The organism is Acinetobacter sp. GQ146, assembly GCF_059758585.1.
The window spans coordinates 255,553-273,360 of record NZ_JCAXDV010000001.1 but is presented as its reverse complement, the minus strand read 5'-3'; the positions used below and the strand labels follow the sequence as shown (position 1 = coordinate 273,360).

The 17,808-nt window shown below is 43.2% G+C and carries 13 protein-coding genes; 5 read left to right on the top strand and 8 right to left on the bottom strand.

Translation table 11 applies throughout. The annotated features are described in order from the left end of the window. Positions 1 to 234: 234 nt before the first annotated feature. On the top strand, positions 235 to 1,062 hold the full coding sequence (locus tag AC6CHI_RS01245) for a tyrosine-type recombinase/integrase (RefSeq protein ID WP_498119114.1): 828 nt from the start codon (positions 235 to 237) through the stop codon (positions 1,060 to 1,062). 232 nt (positions 1,063 to 1,294) lie between these two features. Then, positions 1,295 to 1,993 carry a glutathione S-transferase N-terminal domain-containing protein gene (locus AC6CHI_RS01240; protein WP_498119405.1) on the top strand — a complete coding sequence of 233 codons (699 nt, stop codon included), beginning with the start codon at positions 1,295 to 1,297 and terminating at the stop codon, positions 1,991 to 1,993. A gap of 2 nt (positions 1,994 to 1,995) precedes the next feature. Here the strand turns inward: AC6CHI_RS01240 and AC6CHI_RS01235 are convergent, their stop codons facing one another. The 6 genes from AC6CHI_RS01235 to AC6CHI_RS01210 all read right to left on the bottom strand — a co-directional run bounded on the left by AC6CHI_RS01235 (position 1,996) and on the right by AC6CHI_RS01210 (position 12,110). Further along, the gene (locus AC6CHI_RS01235; protein WP_498119113.1) at positions 1,996 to 3,240 is read right to left on the bottom strand and encodes an NADH:flavin oxidoreductase/NADH oxidase family protein; all 1,245 of its coding nucleotides are present in this window, start codon (positions 3,238 to 3,240) and stop codon (positions 1,996 to 1,998) included. A gap of 98 nt (positions 3,241 to 3,338) precedes the next feature. Further along, positions 3,339 to 4,931 carry a dipeptide ABC transporter ATP-binding protein gene (locus AC6CHI_RS01230; RefSeq protein ID WP_498119404.1) on the bottom strand — a complete coding sequence of 531 codons (1,593 nt, stop codon included), beginning with the start codon at positions 4,929 to 4,931 and terminating at the stop codon, positions 3,339 to 3,341. Continuing rightward, positions 4,909 to 5,919 (bottom strand): ABC transporter permease, encoded by a 1,011-nt coding sequence (locus tag AC6CHI_RS01225; RefSeq protein WP_498119112.1) that lies wholly within the window; start codon positions 5,917 to 5,919, stop codon positions 4,909 to 4,911. Before AC6CHI_RS01225 ends, AC6CHI_RS01230 begins: the two co-directional genes overlap by 23 nt. Next, the gene (locus AC6CHI_RS01220; RefSeq protein WP_498119403.1) at positions 5,919 to 6,983 is read right to left on the bottom strand and encodes an ABC transporter permease subunit; all 1,065 of its coding nucleotides are present in this window, start codon (positions 6,981 to 6,983) and stop codon (positions 5,919 to 5,921) included. Before AC6CHI_RS01220 ends, AC6CHI_RS01225 begins: the two co-directional genes overlap by 1 nt. Positions 6,984 to 7,053: 70 nt before the next feature. Further along, complete coding sequence (locus AC6CHI_RS01215; protein WP_498119402.1) at positions 7,054 to 8,841, bottom strand: extracellular solute-binding protein; 1,788 nt, start codon at positions 8,839 to 8,841, stop codon at positions 7,054 to 7,056. 77 nt (positions 8,842 to 8,918) lie between these two features. Continuing rightward, a complete protein-coding gene (locus tag AC6CHI_RS01210) occupies positions 8,919 to 12,110 on the bottom strand; it encodes a LysM peptidoglycan-binding domain-containing protein (RefSeq protein WP_498119111.1) in 3,192 nt (1,063 codons plus the stop codon). Positions 12,111 to 12,330: 220 nt separating this feature from the next. Between AC6CHI_RS01210 and dnaQ the strand changes: the two genes are divergently transcribed. The 3 genes from dnaQ (at position 12,331) to nudC (ending at position 16,255) form a co-directional block, all read left to right on the top strand. Beyond that, positions 12,331 to 13,707 (top strand): DNA polymerase III subunit epsilon, encoded by a 1,377-nt coding sequence (gene dnaQ / locus AC6CHI_RS01205; protein WP_498119110.1) that lies wholly within the window; start codon positions 12,331 to 12,333, stop codon positions 13,705 to 13,707. 125 nt (positions 13,708 to 13,832) lie between these two features. After that, the gene (locus AC6CHI_RS01200) at positions 13,833 to 15,482 is read left to right on the top strand and encodes a chemotaxis protein (protein WP_498119109.1); all 1,650 of its coding nucleotides are present in this window, start codon (positions 13,833 to 13,835) and stop codon (positions 15,480 to 15,482) included. After that, positions 15,482 to 16,255, top strand: a complete 774-nt coding sequence (gene nudC / locus AC6CHI_RS01195; protein ID WP_498119108.1) for an NAD(+) diphosphatase — start codon at positions 15,482 to 15,484, stop codon at positions 16,253 to 16,255. The genes AC6CHI_RS01200 and nudC overlap by 1 nt, the downstream gene beginning before the upstream one ends. On the opposite strand, the gene AC6CHI_RS01190 is transcribed toward nudC, so the two are convergent. Both AC6CHI_RS01190 and AC6CHI_RS01185 read right to left on the bottom strand, forming a co-directional pair. Then, entirely contained in the window at positions 16,244 to 17,128 is an 885-nt protein-coding gene (locus AC6CHI_RS01190) for an alpha/beta hydrolase (RefSeq protein ID WP_458890860.1), read from the bottom strand. The two genes, nudC and AC6CHI_RS01190, sit on opposite strands and share 12 nt — an antisense overlap. Further along, positions 17,118 to 17,807 carry a BON domain-containing protein gene (locus tag AC6CHI_RS01185; RefSeq protein WP_458890861.1) on the bottom strand — a complete coding sequence of 230 codons (690 nt, stop codon included), beginning with the start codon at positions 17,805 to 17,807 and terminating at the stop codon, positions 17,118 to 17,120. The genes AC6CHI_RS01190 and AC6CHI_RS01185 overlap by 11 nt, the downstream gene beginning before the upstream one ends. Position 17,808: the final 1 nt, after the last annotated feature.

Sequence of the window (17,808 nt, the reverse complement as noted above, 5' to 3'; positions counted from 1 at the left end):
ACGCAACTAAATTACTAAACCTTCTTTCCCTGATTACAAGCTCCCTTTTACTTTACATCGGGAGTTCCAGAGCGTCCCGAATGGGCGCGAACTGACTAGCATAATCTTCCATTAACACATCATCTCCTGGACAAAATTTTTGCCAGGATAAAAAATTTAAGTGACTGATATTTATGTATATTGAAAATTCATCAAAAAAACCGAATTGACATAATGTTACAAATAGGTGAATTTATGGATGTACAAGAAATACTGCATTTCTATTTAAAAAATGGTCTTTATAATTCAAAGCATACATACAATGACAAAATGAAATATCTTGAATGGTTTTACTCACATCAACAAATCACAATAGATGTAATCACGGATTACTGCACACATCGCTCGCTGGAGGGAGTGAAGAACTCAACCATCAATAGAGAAATTAATTTGATGCGTGCTGCATTCAATTACTATTTGACTTATAACAACACTGCTAATTTTAAAAATCCATTTAATCGATTCAAGCTCTTTGAATCCGATTACATGCCAAGATTTTTGAACTCAACCGAATGCAGAAAATTGCTTTCAGCAACGCTCGATTTTGATAACACTATGCTCTATGACTTTGTCACATTGGCATTAAATACGGGTTGTCGTGCTTCTGAATTAACAACGCTTACATGGAATAATGTAAGCCTAGATGATCGTTATATTATTATCCGTAATTCACTATCTAAAAATAAAAAGACAGTTTATAAACCGATTAATACAGTTTGTGTGGCTGCATTAATCAGATTAAAAATGCATAAGCATTATGTCTTTTATAATCCCAATACGGATAAAAATATAAGAAGTTTTAGGAGAGGATTTGAAAATGCAGTGAAAAGAGCTGATTTAGGTCATGTTCGCATTCACGATCTGCGCCACACATTCGCCAGTTTCTTAGTTAAAAATGGTGTTCCTCTCTATCATGTATCAACATTGCTTGGTCATTCTGATATTCGAATCACACAACGTTACGCACATTTAGCTCCTGAACATTTACACGATGTTCTAAAAAGACTGCCCGTTTTACAATAAATTTACAAAACTTTACAATAATTTCCGCCATGAAATATGACAGTTGGGACATCGCCCTTTCACGGCGGTAACCGGGGTTCGAATCCCCGTAGGGACGCCATATTCAGAGATGTTTATCTCTTAAAAAAACCTGAGCATAACGACTCAGGTTTTTTTATGCCTATATTTTGAGTTATGCTCGCTTTGAGCAAAATAAAAAACATATGCAATACAAGGCAATTGAAACAACAAAATACAGATTCAACTTTATCATAAACCTAATTCACGTTCGCAACGGATTGTCTGGCTTTTCGAAGAACTCGGTCTCGATTATGACATTTTGGTTTGCCACACACCGGATAATGCCAATACGCGTCAATTACAACAAGCACATCCTTTTGCAAAATTTCCAACCGTCAAAATAACAAAACTTGAGCAATCTGTGTTCTTGTCTGAAACCAGTGCTATTGCCGAATGGTTCAGTATTCACCAGCAAGGTTTAGGTGCAATGAATTTAGACGGTGCTGCCTTAGTGGACTACTGCTATTGGAAAAACTTCGCTGAAGCCACATTTATGCCAAATTTAGCGTTAAAACAGATCTTTTCCCAATTGGCGATCCGAACCCCTTGGCTTATCCGTTTTATTCCACGAGCCATGCAATATGGATTTAATCAAGGCTATTTAAATCCCCTACTGCAACAACAAATGCAAATCATCAATCAGCATCTCAGCACACAACTGTGGGTGGCAGGCTCTCAATTGACGATTGCAGATATCTTGCTCTGGTTTCCATTACACGCTTGCACCCATCTCAATGAGCGTTATATGTACTACCCTGCAATCAATAGTTATTTACAACAGATTGAAGACAGAACCGCCTTTCAACGCGCTTTATCAAAAGGTCAATGGTCTGCCTCAATCTTCAAACAGTATTGGGCCGAAGCCAACTAATATTATGCGCTTTTACGCGAGTTGATCTGACCTTGAATCACGGCTTTTAAATTCCCCTTCACATACTGGAAAAAGACTTTGAGTGGAGAAAGCTTCGGATTTGGCCGTTTACCTTGAGCAATCGATTTAAATTGTGCTGCATACCAAATAATTTCCATAATGGCCATTTTATCGACCATTGGAATGCCGGTTTTAATTTTATCCACGGCATAACGTACATCTTGCCCCACCAGTAACCGGTCTGCCAGATCGGTTTCCACCGCAAATGGTCGTGCGATGCCAATAAAATCACATGCACCACTATCAAGTGCAGCATTCATGCCTTGAACCGTGCGGAATCCTCCGGTCACCATAAGATGGCAACTCACCTGCTGACGAATCTGTTCGGCAAAATCGAGGAAATAGGCTTCTCGCGCAATAGTACTGGTTTTACGCTTTTCTTGCTTTACTCCCGCCATGGCAGGTGCTTCATAGGTTCCCCCTGAAATTTCAATCAAGTCAATACCTGCCGCATCAATCGCTTTAAACACAGCAATCACATCTTCTTCACTAATTCCACCTCGTTGAAAATCGGCAGAATTGAGTTTGACGGAAATAATAAAATCAGCCGAAGTTGCCGCACGAACGGCTTGATAAATTTCCAAGAGAAAGCGCATGCGGTTTTCAATACTACCGCCCCATTGATCCTGACGCTGATTGGTCAAAGGTGAAAGAAACTGACTAATTAAATAACCATGTGCACCATGCAACTGTACCCCTTCAAATCCGGCTTTTTCACAGATCTGAGCCGCACGCGCGAAACGCTGAATAATCTCTAAAATTTCATCTTCACGCAGTTCCCGTGGCGTAGCAAACGTCGTTGCGAGCATAGGACTAAAAGGTACCGCCGAAGGGGCTACCGTTTCTTGATTTAATCCTTTCGGGCATTGGCGTCCAGGATGCGATAGCTGCACCAACTGCACCATGCCATATTGTTTACCCAGATTAGCCCATTGAGTCAGCGCGGCAAGATCACGTTCCGACTCCACCACCACAACACCGGGTTCATTCTTGGCACGGAAATCCACCATCACATTGCCCGTAATGGCACAGCCCAATCCCCCTTTAGCCCATGCTTCATATAAACCCAGATGTAAATGATTTGGTCGTCCGGCATAATCTGCAAGAGCCTCGCTCATCGCGCCTTTGATAATACGGTTTTTAAAAGTGGTATTGCGAATCTTTAAAGGCTCTGCAAGTTGACTCATTCTGACTTCCTCATTGTTTTATTTAGATGATTTACTCTAAATGGTTTCAACATCAGGTCAAGACCTTTTTGACAATTTATTATGTCAAGTTAATCCATTCACATCACCCGACTCGCCTGAATCAGTTTTCGGGTGTAGTCGGTTTGTGGATGATTAAATAAATCATCTGTGGCTTGCAGCTCCACCACCTGCGCATCTTTAAGCACCAAGACTTTTTGACTGATGGCACGAATCACATGTAAGTCGTGACTGATAAATAAATAACTCAGTTGATAATGTTGCTGTAAGCGCCGTAAGAGCTGCACAATCGCGCGTTGAGTGGTGCGATCTAAGGATGAAGTCGGTTCATCCAAAATCAGCAATTGTGGCTGTAACACTAAAGCACGTGCCAATGCGACCCGTTGTCGTTGCCCGCCAGATAACTCCTGCGGGTAGCGCTGTAAATAACTGTCGTCTAGTTCGACATCGAGCAAAGCCTGTGAGACTTTCTGCTGGATTATGCTGGCAGAAGCATTTGCTAAACTTAATCCTTCCGCAATAATCTGTTCCACATTTAAGCGCGGATTTAAACTGCTCCACGGATCTTGAAACACAATTTGGAAATGTGAACGTAAAGCGCGTAACTGTTTTTGATTCAAGGCATTTAAATTCTGCTGCTGAAACAGAATTTTTCCGTGACTCTGAATCAAACGTGCAATCGCCAAAGCCAGTGAACTTTTACCGGATCCACTTTCTCCCACAATGCCCAAACACTCGCCTTGTTGTAATTGTAGATGGGCAATTTCAACCGCAGTCTGTTGTCCAGTCACACGATTCAACCAGCCTTGCTTGATGGGATACAGTACCCGTAATTGTTCTAATTGCAGTACTGGAGCCGTCATGACAGGCCGCAATGCTTGACCAAAATCATGATTGATTAATTCACGGGTATAGGGGGTTTCAGGGTGTTGAAAGACCTGCTCGGTCGTGCCTTGCTGTTCCACTCGTCCCTGATTCAGGACAATCACCTCATCGGCATAATGTCGCACCAGATTCAAATCATGGCTAATTAATATCAGTGCCATATGCCGTTGTTGTTGGAGCCATTTCAACAAGTCTAGAATCTGTAATTGCAAAGTGACATCTAATGCCGTGGTGGGTTCATCTGCAATCAAAATCTCAGGGTCAAGGGCTAATGCAGCCGCAATCATGACACGTTGCCTTTGCCCGCCCGACAGTTGATGCGGATAACGCTTTAAAAGTGCTTCAGCCTCGGTTAAACCAACATCTTGCAACAGTTGCAATACTTTGTTCCGAACTTCACCCTTACTAAAACCCTGAAGGCCTAAGCTCTCTCCAACCAAATGTTCAACCTGATGTAAAGGATTCAGTGCCGTCATCGGGTCTTGGAAAATCATGGCGATTTTACGTCCACGAATCGGTTGTAACTGCTGATCTGTCAGTTGCAGTAGATCCGCTCCGATATAGCTTGCTGTTCCGCTGATCTGCAAATGCGCTGGCAATAAACCCAAAAGTGCCAAACAGCTAATCGATTTCCCAGAACCACTCTCTCCCACCAAAGCCAATGTCTGAGCTTGGCATAATTCAAACGAGACATCTTGCAGCAGTAAATTTTGCTCATGTCGGATGTGCAGTTGTTCAACCTTTAAAATCACCCGTTGGGGCTGCTTATCGTCTTGGGTCAAATGCATCACGTGCCGCCTCCCCAATATAGATTAATAATGACAACACGATTGCCAAGGTAAAGAAGCCCGATAAAGCCAACCACGGAGCATTTAAGTTATTTTTTCCCTGTAGCAAAATCTCCCCTAAAGATGCGGAGTCTGCAGTCAAACCCAAGCCGAGGAAATCTAAGGCTGCAAGTGCGGTAATATTGGCTGTTAAGATGAATGGCAATTGCGACAGACTGGAACTGATGACATTCGGCAAAATATGGCGGAATATAATGCGCGAATCCGAGACACCCAAAGCCCGCGCTGCCCGGACATAGTCTAAATGACGAGCACGTAAAAATTCGGTCCGCACCAAATTTACCAAGGTCGGCCATGAGAAAAACAGCATGATCAACAAGAGCCAATAAACATTAGGACTGAAAATACTCACCAGAATCATGACCATGAACAGCATGGGTAATCCACCCCACACTTCTAGGATGCGCTGTCCAATCAAGTCCACCCAGCCCCCATAATAGCCTTGGATGGCTCCGATCAGGATACCCAACACCGAAGACAGCAGGGTCAAAGCAAATCCAAACAATAAGGAAACCCGCAAGGCATACAGAATCCTCGCCAACACGTCTCGCCCTTGATCATCTGTGCCTAACCAGTTTTCTGCGCTTGGTGGTGAGGGTACAGGTACCGCCAAATCAAGATTTGGGGTTTGCGCAGCATAAGGAATGACAGGCCAAATCACCCAACCATGCGCACTGATTAACTGTTGTACCGCGGGGTCTTTATAATCAGCTTCGGTTTCAAAGACCCCGCCAAAAGTCGTTTCGGGATAGGTTTTAAAAACAGGAAAATACAGTTCGTGCTGATACTTCACCAACAATGGTTTTTCATTGGCAATCAAATTGGCCGCTAAAGCCACAGTAAAAATTAAACTAAATAAAATAAAACAGCAAAAGCCTAAACGGTTTTGTCGAAAACGTCGCAGACGTGCCTGAACCATCGGCGACATTAGGATTTCTCCCGAGATTCAAAGTCAATTCTAGGATCAATCCACTGATACAGCACATCGCAAATCAAACGCAAGATCAATCCCAACAACGTAAAAATAAATAAGGTGCCAAAAATCACAGGATAATCGCGCTGGATAATCGCTTCAAAGCCCAACAATCCCAAACCATCCAGATTAAACACAATTTCTATGAATAAATTACCGACAAAGAAAATACTCAGCAGAGCTTCTGGTAAACCCGCCACCACCACCAAAATGGCGTTGCGAAATACATGCCCATACTGCACACGAGATAGCGATAAACCTTTGGCACGTGCTGCCAGCACATAAGGCTTATGTAATTCCTCTAAAAAAGAATATTTACTTAAATACGTTAAACTGGCGAAACCACCCAAAACAATCGCCAGCAAGGGCAAGCTCAAATGCCAGAAATAATCTTGAATTTTAGCCCAAAGACTGAGCTGGTGAAAATTTTCCGAAACCAAACCTTGCAAGGGAAACCATTGAAAATAGCTACCACCCGCAAAAAAAACAATCAATAAAATCGCAAAAACAAAGGCAGGAACGGCATAACCCACAGCCAAAAGTAGCGAGGTGGTTTTATCAAACAGCAAACCATGTTGCTTGGCTTTCTGCATCCCTAGGGGAATCGCAATCGCATAAATCAGCAACCCACTCCACAAGCCTAAAGACAAGGATACCGGCATTTTTTCCCACAGCAATTCGGTTACAGCCTTATCCTTGAAAAAGCTGTTGCCAAAATCCAGCTGCAGATAGTTTTTAATCATCAGCCAAAAGCGGACATAAGCCGGTTGATCAAAGCCATACTGCACTTGAATGCTGCGAATCATGTCTTCGCTGAGCCCTTTAGCCCCCTGATAATAAGCACTATTAGGCGCAATGCCCATCTTGAGCGCTTGTTGCTGTTGAAAAAATTCAGCTTGTTGAATGGCGCGTTCGACCGGTCCACCAGGGGCAATCTGTATCACCGCGAAATTGATCAGCAGAATCAGAAACAAGGTTGGAATAATCAGCAATAACCTTTTTAGAATATAAGCACCCAAGCTGTTTTCCTTATCTTGTTTTGACTGGATATGCATCCTAAATAACCGAGGACAACATCGATGACTTTAACTATTGGCGAAGATACTGACTGACTTTTTTGGCTTGCACCGGATCACTCCACCAATAATCCAGCCCCAAAGATAATTTGGGTTTCACGGCTGGTTGTTGGTACATATTCCAGTAGGCATACCAATTGTCATTTTTACCATACGTTAGGATTTGATAATAACCTGCTCGCAGCAATCGATCCAACACCCGCGTACGCACGACCAACTGCTCTCGATTGGGTGCTTGAATGACCTGTTGCACAGCAGCATCAATCGCAGCATTTTGAATACCCGAATAATTATAATTGCCCAGTTCACGTGCAGCACTACTACTCCACATTTGCGCCTGCTCACTGCCCGGCGAAAGTGATTGCGGCATTTCCATCGTGGTCACATCAAACTGATAACGGCGCATACGTTCCATATATTGCGATACGTCCACTTGGTGCAAGGTCACGTTCATGCCCAACTTTTTCAAGTTCCGTATCCACGGCATTAAGGTACGTTGCGCGCCTTCTTTATCCGTTAAAATTTCAAATTGAACTGGCTTGCCATTTCGAGCATATAACTGCCCTTGGCGATAAAAATAACCGGCTTTCAGTAAAATGTTGCGCGCTTGCAGCAAATTGGGACGGTTAAATCCACCTGCATCGGATACAGGATATTGCCAGTTGGACAAGACCCCTTGGCGCTGAAGCGGATGTAGCTGCGTTAAATAAGGTTGTAACAGCTTTAGCTCGGCTACACTGGGTTGTCCTGTTGCAGCCAATTCACTATTTTGAAAATGACTTTGCAGACGCTGATACTGCCCATAAAACAACGCCTTATTTAACCATTCAAAATCATAGGCATAACTTAGTGCCTGACGAAAATAAATATCATTTAAAGGGGCTTTACGCGTATTGAGAACCAAACTTTGCGTGACCACAGGCCGTGCTAAGCGATGCTTATATTTTTTAACTATGCCTGCCTGAACAGCAGGAAACTGATAGGCGGTAACCCAGTTTTGAGTTTTCTTTTCTTCATGCAAGGTGTATTGACCAGACTTAAATCCCTCAAATGCTATATCAGCATTGCGGTAATACACGTATTGAATCCGATCAAAATTATAGCGGCCACGATTGATCATTAAATCTTTGGCCCAATATCGGGGATTACGCTTGTAAGTAATACTGCGCCCCGCATCAATACGTTCAATCAGATAGGGTCCAGAACCTAAAATCGGCTGCATGGTGATCCGCGTGAAATCTTTATTGCGCCAATCCTGTTGGGAATAAATGGGCAAACTGGCCACAATCAGCGGCATTTCTTTATTTTTTGCAGATTTAAAACTAAATTTGATCTGAAATTTGGACAGCACTTCCGTCTTAGCCAAATTAGAAAGATACATTTGGAGACCCAAATTCGCTTTGTTCTGGTAAGCATCGAAACTGAATTTAACATCTTCTGCCGTGACAGCTGTGCCATTACTAAAGCGCGCTTTAGGGTTTAAATGAAAAATTATGAATTGCGGCTTGTTCGGATCAAAACTGACTTTATCTGCCAATAAAGGATACATCACCCCAGGTTCATCCAGAGAATTATCCATTAAAGTATCAAATAAATAATTCACACCATCGGTCGCACTGCCTTTACCATTCATAGTGTTGAGATTATCAAAAGTACCATTTGCCGCCATGCTGATATAGCCGCCTTTCGGGGCATGAGCATTCGCATACGGCATGACCTTTAACCCCGCATATTTGGGCTGGCTATGCACTGCAATATAAGGGGTGGTGTGTAAAGCCGACCACCCCTGCTGTGTGACCATGCAACTGCCACTGCAGAGTAATAGCGTGGCAATTTTTTGGATGGTCAACTTTCCTAGATTCATACCAGAGCCGTGACTTAAAGGTTCGGAACTTTAATCACATCTCCAATTTGTAACTGAGCCGTAGGTTTTAAATCATTCATCTCAGCCAATTCGCTGGCTTCAACGCCATAACGTGCAGCTAAACGAATCAGGTTATCTCCCGATCTCACCTTATATTCCTTCACTGTTTTGGGAATCAATAAGCTTTGACCCACCTGTAAGCCTGTGCGCGGGCTGATGTCATTTAAACTGGCCAACTCACTGACAGAAATTCCGACACGACTTGCGATCAGATTCAAAGACTCGCCTGATTTGACCGTATATTTTTCCGTGTCCTTGCTGCTGGCTGCCGTCTTTTTCGGAGTCGTGTCCACCTTGGCATTTGCCTTGCTCGGTAAATCACCCTCAATTTTTAAACGTTGACCAACGCGTACACCAGCATTGCTAGAGAGCTCATTCAGTGCCGCCAAATAACTCAGTTGCAAATGGTACTTTTTAGCAATACTGCCTAGTGTTTCACCTGATTTCACCACATGAATATCTTTGGTTGGCTCAGAACTTGCCGACTCTTTTTCAACGTCAGCCACATCACCGGTTAATTTTAGACGTTGCCCAATACGTACGTTGGCATTTCTGCCCAAACCATTCAGATTGGCCAAATTGTCTTGGCTTAAATTGTACTTGCTGGCAATCTCTGACAGGCTGTCGCCCGATTGCACCACATAGGTTTCTGGAACCGTTGAACCCGCGGGTACTTTAATGATCTGACCAACATAAACACCACTGTTGCTCGAGATTTGATTCAACTCAGCCAAATCACTCAGCGAAATTTTGGATTGCGCAGCAATACTGTACAGTGTGTCGCCACGCTGAACTTTATAACTTTCGGTTTTAATGCTTGGTGTAGATTTTACTGCATCCACTTTCACTGCTGTTTTTTCTGAAGCAGCAGCATCACTCACAGTATTCAATGGAACATTAATTTTCTGTCCAACCAGTAAATTACTGCCCGCACTTAAGCCTGGGGTTAACTCCGCCAACTCCTGATTAGACAAGGCATAACGATCGGCAATTAGTTTTAAATACTCGCCACGTTTCACCACATAGGATTTGGTTTTAATACTGCTTTTAGCCGAAGTTTTTTCAGCAGATTTTTTCGTAGTCGCGCTAGTGCTTTCTTTTAACGTTAACTTTTGACCGACGTATAATCCACTGGTTACTGTTAAATCGTTATAGTCTGCCAATTGTTTCACTGAAAGACCAAACTGACTCGCCACACTGGTCAAGTTGTCATTGGCTTGCACCACATAACTCTCAGGTTTGCTATTTGTCGTATTGGAAGAACGATCTTGTACTGGTTTCGCATCGTATAAATAAATGCTGGCACCAACATACAAAGTTGCATTTGGGTCTATCTGGTTCCATTTGGCAATATCACGCCAGTTCACCCCATTTTTCAACGCAATCGTTGCCAGAGTATCTCCTGGCAATACGGTATATGTTGAACGCTTCCCTTTTGGTGGTACGACAACAACTTCTGATGCCGTACTGACATAATTTTTGCCTTTATTTAACTGCGCTTCATCCGAATCCGACTTGGTATTGTCAGTCACCGATTTTGGATAAGAGAAGCCTTTGGTTAACTCTTTACCTTGCTGTTCGGCAACCGATTGGCTGGTCTGAATGGCTGTTAGCTTAATCTTGCCATCATAAGGATCCACAATTTCTGTACCTTGAGGTGCAATCGCTTTTAATTCAGCCACAACCTGCTCTTGTTCCGCTTTGGTTGCGACAGGCTGTAACACCTGATCGACAGTTTTGGTCGCATCTTCCGCTTTCACCGTTGCGAGAATTTGCTCACGCTCAGCCGCAGAAATTGGTGGCTCAACACTCACAGGTTTGACATTTTTTGCAGGGGTGACTGCAACTGGAATACGCGGCGCACTCGGTACAACCGTACTAGAAGCAAAAGCTGCTAGCGCATCCGAACCACGCGGAGTTACAGATAATGGACGGCTGGTCGTGCTACTCACTGTCGCCGAGTTTTTGGTTTCTGTGGTTTTACTGCTGTTACTTGCCGCCAATGCTGGCGGAGTCGCTTTACTTGGTGTAATGGTTGTTGTGGTCGATGGTGTGCTGATCGGTGCTGAACTTGCCCATAAACCACCTGAGGTTTGTAGTTTCGATAACTGGGCATCAATCGATGGGCTTAAATCCGCAGGAATCAAAATACGCATTGGACTACTGTTGTCAATACGATCACCACGATGTCCAGGGTTCAAGGCATACAATTCGGCACGGCTCAATCCTGTAATCGATGCAATATCATTCAGGCTGGCAGCTCCCACACTAATTTCTCTAAAGTGTGGTCGGTTGGCAATTGGAGGTAAAGACACACCATATGCATTTGGATTTTTAATAATTTGTGCCACGGCCAAGAAGCGTGGTACATAGTTCATGGTTTCCTGAGGTAAACGCAATGACCAGTAATCGGTTGGCAAACCTGCATCACGGTTACGGTTGATTGCCTGCTGAATACGACCAGGGCCTGCATTATAAGCTGCCAAAGCCAATTCCCAAGAGCCAAACTGGTTATACAAACTTCCTAAAAACTCATAGGCAGCACGCGTAGATTCCACCACATCACGACGACCATCGTACATGCCTGTTTGTTTTAGACCGTAAATACGACCTGTACTTGGAATGAACTGCCAAAGCCCCGCTGCTGCTGCACTACTGGTAGCTGCTGGGTCATAAGAACTTTCAATAATTGGTAGCAGTGCTAACTCAGTCGGTAAGCCACGGCGCTCTGCCTCTTTCACCGTGTGATAAAGATAACGCGAAGCACGCGCACTTAAACGCTCAATATACGGTTGACGAGAGACAAACCAACTCCGCTGCGCTTCAATACGTGGATCCCAATGGTTTAAATCCATTTTGAAGCCCACCGTCATGCGCTTCCACACATCACCGTGTTTTAAAATTAACAGACGATCCCCTTCTACAGCACGCATATCCGTAGCAGACAAGAGATCTTCTAAAGAATCTAAACTGTTTGCATCTAAATAATTAGAGCCAACCTGTTTCGATGCAGCAGCCTTGGTCGCACTTTGGCTCGATGCACAACCCGTCGTTAATCCTAATGCAGCGAGTGCAGAACCCATTACAGTAATTTTAAAAAATGTCGGAACCGAGGGCTGCCACATGAACGTGGTTGGTTTATACATAAAAAAATCCAAACAACTCGTATAAAATTTATTTTTTCGCAATGCCATTGTAGTGAAGCTCGGCAGAGACTCAAGGCAATAATTTAGCGCGATTCGATGATAAATGTTACAAGAAATTAAAAAATAACCATGTAATGCACTTCCCGAGCACAAATGCGTTATACAATACAAAATTGAATTCTCTTCTGTATCACTTTCTTTGCTGTCTGGATTAACTTTTATGTCGGAAACAATCACGCTTTATGTCGATGGCGCTTGTCGTGGAAATGGTAAAGAGAGCGCGCTCGGTGGTTGGGGAGCATACATCGTTACAGCAACCGAAGAACGTAAAATCTTTGGTGGCGAAACGCAAACCACCAATAACCGCATGGAGCTGACGGCTGCAATTGAAGGTGTTCTAGCCTGCCCGCAACAAGCCAAACTCATTATCTGGACCGACTCTAACTATGTCAAACAAGGGATTACCGAGTGGATTCACGGTTGGAAAAAGAAAAACTGGAAAGATGTGAAAAATCCAGATTTATGGCAAAAACTCGATGCCGTGTGTCAAGGCCGAGACATCGAATGGAACTGGATTAAAGGACATGCGGGACATCCTGGCAATGAAATGGCCGATCAGCTGGCGAATTTAGGTGCAGATCAAGTGGCTAAAGGCTTAACTACCGCAGCAGAAACAAATCTTGCAGATAAAAAAAAAGCGGAATCTGACTGGCTGTTCGATGACCCCTTCGGACTCGATGTGGTCGCAGACGAAACTGATTTAGAAGAAGCTGAAAGCCTGCTTGAAGATACTGTCATCATTGCTTCCACAGTACAAACACCAGATGCTGAAGATGCAGGTCAAAATGCCCTTCCTGCGCATCCACATATTGTGATTACACCTGCAACGGTTGAAGCCTATGGCCCTCGCCAACTGATTCTCGATACCGAAACCACTGGTTTTTACTTTCAGGACAGTGACCGCATTATTGAAGTTGGTGCGATTGAGATGATCAATCGTAAACTGACAGGTAGCTCCATCCATATTTATATCAACCCCGAAAAGGAAGTAGGCGATTCTGTCAATGTCCACGGCATTACCGATGAATTTTTAGCAGATAAACCTAAATATGCTGAAATTGCGGATGTATTGTTTGAGTATCTAAAAGGTGCAGAAATCATTGCCCATAATGCAACCTTCGATATGAACTTCTTGGATATGGAGTTCAAGCGTACTGGGCATGGTCCGTTATCTGAGGTCTGTGAAGTCACAGATACTTTAGCCATGGCGAAAAGCAAACATCCAGGACAGAAGAATTCCTTAGATGCTTTGGTGCGCCGCTATGAAATTGTGCAACGTGATCGTACCTTCCATGGTGCCTTACTTGATGCCGAGATTCTGGCTGATGTCTATTTAGCCATGACCGGTGGACAGGTGTCTTTTGATATGGATGCCCTGTCACAATCAGAACAAGAACTAGGCTCGAGTGGACGCCGTCACATTGATGAGACAGGCTTGGCGGTAATTCTACCTTCAGAGGAAGAATTGGCTGCACATGAGACTTGGGTCAAACAAATCGAGGAAAAACAGGGCAAAGCTTGCTTTTTTTCAAAATAAAATCTAGAGATTCCATTATTTTTTGTATTTAAACTTTGGGGACATCAGTTATAGTTAAATGCAAGAAATAATGCTCTAACTCAGCCAAACATAAACAGATAAAACTTTAGGAAAGGTGCAGATAAATGTCTTACCAAACCTCTATTCATTTTGATCCGACAGCCTTACTGATAATAAAAAATGAGGTTGATAACTCGATCAAATTAGTCGAATCCGCGGTCAGTACTTTAGCTGAGGATCATACGCTACCGTTTGGCATTGATGATGCACTGAATCAATTTGAACAATGCGCACAGGTCTTGGTTTTAATTGATATGCCGAATTTAGGGCAAATTGCGCAGTACTCTGCTGAGCTGATGCGTAAAATTATGGCAAATCCTGAACAAATTAATACACAGGATGTCATAGCGCTGAGTGAAGGCACCACCATGCTCAAGCGCTATATCGAATTTATCTGTCTTCGCGAAGTGAAGATTCCACAGTTCTTACTCGACACCCTGAATCGTTTAGAGCTGGCACTGGGCAAACCAATGACCCATGAAGGTCAGCACCTCGAATCGCTCCTAGAATGTATAGAGCCAAATTTCCAGTTACCAACAGTTCCTTCTCTGGAAAAATCTGAATATGTGCATCGTCTTTACAAACTGGCGCTGAACAAACTACTGAAACAACAAGAAACTGAACTCGACTTACAAGCCATTCGTTTAGTCGGAACTTATTTAGCCGGGTTAGCCAATCAATTACCAAGTCAGCAATATTGGGGTTTAGTCCACGTCGCTTTCAATCAGATTGATAGTTTATTGTTGAATGAAGCTAGATTACGTAGCTTTATCGATATTGAACGCAATATCGCGGAATTTTTCCAAACCCCTGAAAGCTTCAACGCTAACTTAAAAGATTTATCTAATATTCTTAGTCTGTGTATCAGTCAGGAAGATGATTCTGCACAGCAGATTCGTGATCAACTCAACATTGGTGACGATGCCTTAACGGATACGCAATTGCAGGTTTTCAGTCGTCATCTGTATGGTCCGGACTTCAATACCATGCACACCATCAGTGAACTTGTGACTGTGGAAATGACACAAATTCGCAATGAGATTGAATACAACTACCAAACCATGCCTGCGGAAAAGATCCAAGAGCTTCAAACTAAAATTAAAGACCTAGCCAACATCTTTAAAGTTCTCAACTTGAATGAAGCCTATCAGGATTTGTCGCGTCAAGCAGAAACGTTAAACCAAACCGATGTGCTTAAAGACGAAAACTTTGCACAACAATTGATGAAGGTAATTTTATCTGCCATGAACTCAATTGGCGTTTTGGAACGTCATCACACGTCAAATCGCTTACAGCTTCGTGTGAATAACATGCATATTTCGCTCGACCGCCTAGACGAAGCGCATGAAGCCTTACTCAGCGAAACCAAGTCCTTAGTCGATAAAGCTGCGAGCAGCTTAGTACAATACCTGCAAGATGAATTTCTGGCGGCTTTGGGCAACTTACCAACGCAACTTCATGAAATTAGTGGCGCATTATTGTTCCTGAACGCTGCAGATGGCCAGCAAGCATTGAAAAATGCCGCAAATTTTGTCCAGCAGAAAATTGAAACTTCAGGCAATATTTCTCAACAAGAAGTGAATTACATTTTAGACACTCTAGCCAGTGCCGAGATGATGATTGACCATTTGAAAAATAAACAGCCTGTTTTGCACTCCATGTTTGATGTAGCATTAAACAGCAGTCAAAAACTCCATGCCGAAGTAGTCGCCTAATGTCAGAATTATCACTTGCCTATATCTTTCAGCAACAGCAACTTTTAGTAGATGAAAATCTACAGCTTCCAAAAGTCGAACGATTAGCAGGTGATCTGCATTTACACACGGGTAATGCTGTCATTGCCCGTGACTTACAAATGCATGAGCAAATTCCCAATGGTTTACAATTGGTTCCCATCCGCCAACTGTTAACACAATGGACCACTAAGCAATTTGAACAAGCCAGTCGGGCCTTACAACTCCTCGAATGGCGTCGTAATCATAAATTCTGCAGTCATTGCGGACACGAAACCCATGTGCATAGCTCTGAATATGCCATGATTTGTCCCGCTTGCCATTATCACCAATACCCCCGTGTCCAGCCTTGTGTCATTACCGTGATTACGCGTGGTGAAGATGAAATCCTTTTAGCCAAGAATGCCAAAAACACCAACAACATGTATGGTTTGATTGCAGGATTTGTTGAAGTGGGTGAAACCTTAGAAGATGCCGTACGACGTGAAACCGAAGAAGAAGTCGGTTTAAAACTGAAAAATATTCAATATTTGGCAAGCCAGCCGTGGCCTTTCCCCAGCAATCTAATGCTGGCCTTCCGCGCCGAATATGCCGGTGGGGATATTCGTTTGCAAGAAGAAGAAATCAGTGACGCGCAATTTTTCAAATTTGATCAACTCCCTCAGATTCCACTCAAAGGGAGTATTGCACATGCCATGATTATGCATGTGACTGAAGGTCATCCTGTGGCGGATGACACGCACTTATGGCTTTAAAGCCTCTTCAATTGAGACCAAGATTTGTTCTTTGGTTTCAAAGTAACGACTGAATAAACTCGACACAGATCCCATCACGGTAATATGACCAGTGCGAGGGATCACAATCATTTTGCTATGATTGCCTTTTTCTTTCAGTACACGATCAAAGTCTTCGGTATTATTATGTCCAACCACTTGGTCATTTTCAGCCATGACCAAATAATGCTTGATGCTGTTTGATGCAACAAAATAGTACGGCATGACGTGTTGGAAAGGCACACTTTGATCAAACGCTTCTGCACAAAGGGGGTCACCCTTATAATCGAAATGATAAGGACCCGCCACACCAATAATCGCGCGGATTTGTGCACGACATTGCAACTCGTATTGCTGCGGATGATATACAGCTGACATCACATTAAATGCCCCTGCCGAATGCCCCATCAACACAACATTGTCGGTGCGGATCACCAGTTTTTCTCGATGCAAGGTTAAGAAATTTAACGCCAGCGTTAAATCATCGACATAACTGGGGAAGATATATTGCGGTGCCAAGTGATAATTGATCACCGCCACATCATAACCTTCCCGTGCAAAAGCTTCGCCAACAAAACGATACGAGCTTTTATCTCCATGTGTCCAAGCACCACCATGGACAAAGACAATCAGGGGTTGATTCAGTTGCGGTTTATGCGTTTTAAATAAGTCAAGACGATGACGTGCTTTTAAGCCATAAGCAATGTTTTCATGCAATGTATATCCCTCACGTGGGGTGAGCTGATTCAATGCATAGCTACCAACATCGTAGATGCGAAAATCTCGGATAAAGTCTTTCGCAGTGCCTACGGTGTCATTTAACTGTTTAATCCAATATTCGGATTTATTGAGCATTCGTCGGTTCTACCTGATCTGGGTCAATAGCAACAGGCGTTTGAACTTCAGGCTGTGCATTGCTTGCAACTGGACTTACAAAGCTAGAACTAATCGACTTCTGTCCTTGATCAACATTATCCACCAATGTCACGATTTTGGTAACGTTGCCCACTTGCTGTAATACGTTGTTCAAATCATTGATTTCAGCATTATTCAAACGGCCCATGACATACAACACACCATCTTCGGTATGTACACGTACTTTACTATCTGCCACCACTGGCGCTTTCATGATTAATCCACGCGTATTTGCCGTAGCAGAGGCATCCTGCATGATGGTGTTATAACCAATTTTATCACCTACTGTAATAAAATTATGCACATTTTTTACATCACTCATCGCACGAACATTGTCTTCCGCAAGCTGTTTCAAATGCTGATCGGGAACTTGCCCTGTCAGCAAGACATTGCCATAAAAGCTTTCAATGTTAATGCGCGACTGTTTAAAACGAGAATCTAATTTATATAAATTAATATTGGCTGTACGTTCAATAGAGGAATCAATAAAGACCTGCCCAAGCGAACGTACTCCGCTATCTGTTCCAACGGGTGCAGTCCCTGTACCACCCGAAATAAAACTTGCACAGCCTGATAAACTTGCGACACAAAGCACTGTCATTGCAATACGATTCAACACT